The sequence below is a fragment of the Streptomyces sp. NPDC047028 genome, from assembly GCF_040644095.1.
GTDB lineage: Bacteria > Actinomycetota > Actinomycetes > Streptomycetales > Streptomycetaceae > Streptomyces.
The window spans coordinates 1-5373 of sequence record NZ_JBEYVS010000101.1 but is presented as its reverse complement, the minus strand read 5'-3'; the positions used below and the strand labels follow the sequence as shown (position 1 = coordinate 5373).

At 63.8% G+C, this 5373-nt stretch carries 7 protein-coding genes; all 7 read left to right on the top strand.

The window, feature by feature from the left end:
• Nucleotides 1-1378: 1378 nt before the first annotated feature.
• Genes moaA through ABZ854_RS36800 form a run of 7 tightly spaced genes read left to right on the top strand, consistent with a single transcriptional unit; the run spans nt 1379 to nt 5073 of the window.
• Nucleotides 1379-2431, top strand: a complete 1053-nt coding sequence (moaA, locus tag ABZ854_RS36830) for a GTP 3',8-cyclase MoaA (protein WP_361220320.1) — start codon at nt 1379-1381, stop codon at nt 2429-2431.
• Nucleotides 2432-2477: 46 nt separating this feature from the next.
• The gene (locus ABZ854_RS36825) at nt 2478-2852 is read left to right on the top strand and encodes a 4a-hydroxytetrahydrobiopterin dehydratase (RefSeq protein WP_361220316.1); all 375 of its coding nucleotides are present in this window, start codon (nt 2478-2480) and stop codon (nt 2850-2852) included.
• Nucleotides 2849-3385, top strand: coding sequence for a cyclic pyranopterin monophosphate synthase MoaC (gene moaC, locus ABZ854_RS36820; RefSeq protein ID WP_361220313.1), 537 nt, complete (start codon nt 2849-2851; stop codon nt 3383-3385). The genes ABZ854_RS36825 and moaC overlap by 4 nt, the downstream gene beginning before the upstream one ends.
• Before the next feature lie 2 nt (nt 3386-3387).
• On the top strand, nt 3388-4053 hold the full coding sequence (locus ABZ854_RS36815) for a molybdenum cofactor biosynthesis protein MoaE (protein ID WP_361220309.1): 666 nt from the start codon (nt 3388-3390) through the stop codon (nt 4051-4053).
• Nucleotides 4050-4679, top strand: a complete 630-nt coding sequence (locus ABZ854_RS36810; RefSeq protein WP_361220305.1) for a class I SAM-dependent methyltransferase — start codon at nt 4050-4052, stop codon at nt 4677-4679. Before ABZ854_RS36815 ends, ABZ854_RS36810 begins: the two co-directional genes overlap by 4 nt.
• Nucleotides 4676-4900: an aminotransferase class V-fold PLP-dependent enzyme gene (locus ABZ854_RS36805; RefSeq protein WP_361220302.1), complete on the top strand. Its 225-nt coding sequence runs from the start codon at nt 4676-4678 to the stop codon at nt 4898-4900. The genes ABZ854_RS36810 and ABZ854_RS36805 overlap by 4 nt, the downstream gene beginning before the upstream one ends.
• Nucleotides 4897-5073 (top strand): hypothetical protein, encoded by a 177-nt coding sequence (locus tag ABZ854_RS36800; RefSeq protein WP_361220300.1) that lies wholly within the window; start codon nt 4897-4899, stop codon nt 5071-5073. Before ABZ854_RS36805 ends, ABZ854_RS36800 begins: the two co-directional genes overlap by 4 nt.
• Nucleotides 5074-5373 lie beyond the last annotated feature (300 nt).

Below are 5373 nucleotides of genomic sequence, written 5' to 3'. Positions count from 1 at the left end.
GCCCGTCGAATACGAAGCCAACTACTACCGAGCAACCACGAAACCCCAGCTCACAGCCACCAACTGAGATCTCTAACGAACCCGGGGCGGTTCACGGTGATGGCGGCGGGAGTTGGCACCTTATCGACTGCGAAATCGCCGCTGCGTCTGTATTTACTCGCGGCCAGGGGGGATTCGGGTGCCCAAGCTGGTTGCGACGTAGCTGGCACGGTGGGCACCGTTCCATCGGTGCCAGGTGGGGGCGGTCTGGTCGGAGGTGCCAGGAGGTATGCGAGCCTTCTCCAGTCAACGGTGCCGACCAGGGCGAGCCACGCGCCATTGCGGGCGTTACTGGGAAGTCACGGCCGCGCATGGAACGCCGGCCTCCTTGAGGCCGGCAGATCCACCGCGGCACAGGGCGGCGCATCACCAAGGATGCGCGCAGACAGCCCAACACTTCGGCCGTGTGACAACGTGCACAACAGCGCGTTGGCCAGCTCGAACCACGCATCGCCCGCCCCACCCGGGCAGTTGCTCGTAGATCCCGCCTCAAAGGAAGCACAGTTCGGCGAGCGTATCCCCGCCCTCCCCAACTGAATGGCACCGCCCACGGACCTTCGCCTCGTCGCATGTTTTTGCCCGGGCACTGATTCAGACGAAGGTCGGCCTTCACGTGGCAAAAAGAACGACGTCAACGACATCCTCGCCCAGCTCCAAGTCGCCTCGAACGACAAAGACAGTTCGTCGCGGACGTCCGGCCACGAACTACGCGCCCCCCTTATTTGAGGTCATTTTATACTGCTGTTTCAATCCCGTGATCCAGATTTGATCCGGTGAGTGGCCCACCGGCTGATGACCTATCAGTCGCCAAGCCGGATCACCACTAGTCTTACGGTACCTCTGACCCGTGTTTACATTCCGTAAGCTCTCCGGCACTCATGGTGAGATACCGAGGCAATCGGCTAACGGTCGCAGCCACTGACGAATCGAGGCCAACGCCCTCGAAACAGTCAAGCTGAGTAGTAGGTACTCATGAGAGTTCGTCCCCAGTCGATGCATTTTAAGAACTGTCGTGATGTGGGTCCAGGCTCAAGGCAGGAGTGAGATCGGTGGATTTTACCGACACAATTTGCGATTTCAGCGCCAGCCCGGGGAACCCCATATGGGCATATCTAACTCGGATCCCAGCCACTCCTTCCACGTCGAGCCCCAAGCGAACCATTCCGGACGACTGCTGTTCGTGTGCAAGCAACTGGGCATTAGGGGGTCAGGGCCGGAGGGCCGGAGCCTGCCCAGGTGGTTGGATATCCTCGTATGCCCGATGCGTGGACAGATTTTCCGCGGACAAGATTGTCGCCGAGAATGTCTTGACCTTCGCTACCGAGGAGGAGATGAGCACATGAATTTCTCTGCGCAAAATCCTTCCCTTGGGGACGTTTTCGGTCGCCCGTTGCGAGATCTGCGGATTTCAGTGATCGACCAGTGTAATTTGCGTTGCCAGTACTGTATGCCGGAGGAGCATTACACCTGGCTACCCCGGCGTGATTTGCTGACGCGGAGTGAGATCGGCCGTCTTGTAGATGTGTTTATGTCACTTGGTGTGGTCAAGGTCCGCCTTACCGGGGGGGAGCCGCTGATTCGCCCGGACCTTCCCGAGTTGGTGCGCGATCTGGCCGGGAGGTTGAACCGGGGTTTGCGGGATGTGGCGATCACCACGAATGGGGTACTGCTGGCTCGGCATGCCGAGACGTTGAGGACCGCTGGGTTGATGAGGGTGACCGTCAGCCTGGACACACTGCGTCCGGACCGGTTCACCGCGTTGAGTCGCCGTACCAACCATGCGGCCGTGCTAGAGGGCATTCGAGCGGTGCCAGCTGCGGGATTCACCGGCACCAAGATCGACACTGTGGTGATGAGGGGGGTCAACGACGACGAATTGGCTGACCTGATCGAGTTCGGCCGAACCGTGGCCGCCGAGGTTAGGTTCATCGAATACATGGATGTCGGCGGGGCCACGGAATGGACGCGGTCGAAAGTGGTGACCCGCGCAGAGATCCTGCAGCGCCTGCAGGATCGCTACGGGCGGGCTCCCGTGCCGCTCGACGACGACAGTACGGCCCCAGCAGATCGCTATGTCCTGCCCGATGGCACTGTTTTCGGCGTGATCTCCTCGACCACCCAACCCTTTTGCGACACCTGCAACCGCAGCCGCCTGACCGCGGACGGGATGCTACTGACCTGTCTCTATTCCCTGACGGGCTTGAATCTGCGGGATCCGTTGCGCAGTGGTGCGACCGATGGGGAATTGCGCGATCTGGTGACCGGCCGGTGGCGCACGCGTGCGGACCGCGGCGCAGAGAGCCGGCTCGCGCAACGCGATCGGGGCGCTTTTATCTCCCTGCAGAGTTTGAAGCGTGATCCGCATCTGGAAATGCACACTCGGGGCGGCTGAAATTTCAGCCACTACGCCCGTTCGGACCCATCAGAAGGAGAGCGCCATGCCAAAGATTACGCCAATTGGTTGCAAGGTCCTCGGTGCCGAGAACCACGAGGCCTGCCGAGGCACACTCGCCGTCCTGGATGCTGCTCAAGCTACCGGGCGTTTGGGGGCGATGCCGGGCTGGGAGCTGCAGGACGGCCGGCTGCAGCGGTCCTTCCACTGCGCCTCGTTCGGGGCCGCGATGGACTTTGTCCAGGCAATCGCCCTGGTCGCTGAGGCGGCCAACCATCACCCAAATCTGAGGGTGGAGAACAAGAGGCAGGTGGACGTGGTGTTGTGGACCCGTAAATTGCACGGCCTCACCACGCTTGACTTCAACCTCGCCGCGGCAATTGATACTGCCTTCAAGGGCTTGAGGGAGTGTCCAGCATGAGCGGAAACACCACCCTGTCAGCTCTGACCCATCTGGATGACCGTGGTGCGGCGCGCATGGTCGACGTCTCAGGGAAGGACATCACGACGCGCGAGGCCACCGCCTCGGCCGCGGTGGTCATGGCCCCGGCCACCTTGGACCTGATCACACGGGGGGCCGCAGCGAAGGGGGATGTGCTGGCCGCCGCCCGGTTGGCCGGCATCATGGCCGCCAAACGCACCGGGGAACTGATCCCGCTATGCCACACACTGGGCCTGGATGCGGTGGCGGTGGAACTGGTCCCGGCTCCGCTCGACCGGCTGCTCATCACTGCCCGGGCGAAGACCTCGGGGCGTACCGGGGTGGAGATGGAGGCGCTGACCGCTGTCGCGGTGGCCGGGCTGACGGTCGTCGACATGTGCAAGGCGGTGGACCGGGCCATGGAGGTGACCAGCATCCGGCTGGAGGAGAAGAACGGAGGCCGCTCCGGGCACTGGCACCGCCCACCCGCTGCCGGCACGGGCATGAACGCTAAAGCGGGAGAAGGTGCGTAGTCGTGGATGTCCGTGTGCTCTACTTCGGAATTTTGCGCGAGCAATTCATTCAGGCACGCGAGGAGTGCTTCACTCTCACGCCGGGCGCTACCGTCGCCGACCTCGTGGAACAGATCTGTCTGCGTCACCCCGGCTTTGCACCCGTGCACTCCCGGGTAGCAATCGCTGTGAACGAGGAGTTCGCCGACGACAAGCAAGTTTTGAATGGGGGCGACACGGTGGCGCTGATCCCGCCGATCGCCGGCGGATCCGGGCACTACTGCCGACTGACGGATGAGCCACTGCGCGTCGACCCGTTGATCGACGCGGTGTCCGGGCCAGGACAAGGCGGCATGGTGGTCTTCATCGGCGCCGTGCGTAACCATCATGACGGGCACGGAGTAACCCAGTTGCACTACGAGGCGTATGCCTCCATGGTCCGCCGTGCCCTCAACTCGATCATCGACCGTTGCGAGCAGGCAGCGGACGGGGTTCGTGTCGCGGTTGCCCACCGGACAGGCACCCTACAAGTGGGCGATGCGGCCGTCGTCATCGCCGCCTCTGCACCACACCGGGGCGAAGCCTTCACCGCGGCCCGAACCTGCATCGAATTACTCAAGCAGGAAGTGCCGATCTGGAAAAAGGAGTACTCCCCGGACGGCACCGAATGGGTGGGGATGCGGCCATGACCCCCATAATCTCCCATCCTGATCTGGCCGCCAACCCGGACCGGGCCCGCTGGAACGACCGTTACCGGCAATCAGCGGCGGCACATTCCTCTCTGACAGCACCTGCCGGGATGCTTGATGAGATGCTCCGGCTCACTCCCCCTGCAGGCCCAGTGCTGGAATTGGCGGGCGGCCCCTCAGGGACCGCCCTGGCACTAGCCGAGAACGGACGCCATGTCACGGTCGTCGACATCTCGGACACCGCCTTGGCCCTGTTGGAAACCGCAGCCGTCCGGCGCCAGACAGCACACCGCCTCACCCTGGTTCACGCCGATCTCACCCGCTGGAAACCTGACAGCGCGGCCTATGCGATCGTTTTCTGCAGGTACTTCTGGGACCCCACAGTGTTCCACCGCGCCTGCCACTGGGTCACCGAAGGCGGACTCTTGGCTTGGGAGGCACCAGCCCTGATCGACGGTTACCCCGCCCACGGCCACCCTAGGTGGTGCCTACGACCGGGCCAACCAGCCGAACTCTTGCCCGACGGCTTCGACCTGCTGCACTGCTGCGACCTCCTCCGCGAGGACGGCCCGGCCCGGCAGATGATCGCCACCCGAACCTGCACGCACCCCCGGGGCCGAGCATGACCACAACCACGGCCTGCTCCCCCGCACGGCCCGGCCAGAGCGTCCGCGCCGACCTTCCCATCCTCTTCCGCCCACTGCTCCAAGGGCGGCGCCTGGTCTACCTGGACTCGGCCGCCACCACCCACAAGCCACACTGTGTCCTGGATGCCGAGCGAACCTTCTACAGTTGCCACAACGCCGCGGCGCACCCCAACTGCCGTTGCCGCCACACAAGACTATGAGCAAGCCCGCGCAACCGGTGGCCGCTAATCTGGGCTGCCCGCCCAACGAGGTGGTGTTCACCAGGAACGCCATAGAGGCGGTCAACCGAATCGCCCAGGGCCGGCTGTCCAACCCCTCGTGCCCACCCGACCTGCGCCTGAAGCCCGGCGCCGAGGTCGTGGCACCGAAATGACTGTCGCTGACCCGGTCGCATCCGCTGAGGGCCGCCCAGCAGGACGTCGGCCAACAGATCGCCATCAGCATCACCCTCGCCTAAAGGCTGTCCCGTAAAGATCACCGGGTCGATGCGGGCATAGTCGGTCCCTGTCCGCCCTCGCCTGCCCGGCGAGGGCTAGGTTGTGCAGGCGTGCGATGCCGAGCATGGCGTGTGGACGCCGTGGAGTTCTGCGAGGAATGGGGCGGCAAGTATCCGGCGATCGTCCGGTTGTGGGAGAACGCCTGGGCCGAGTTCGTGCCGTTCCTGCAGTTCGAC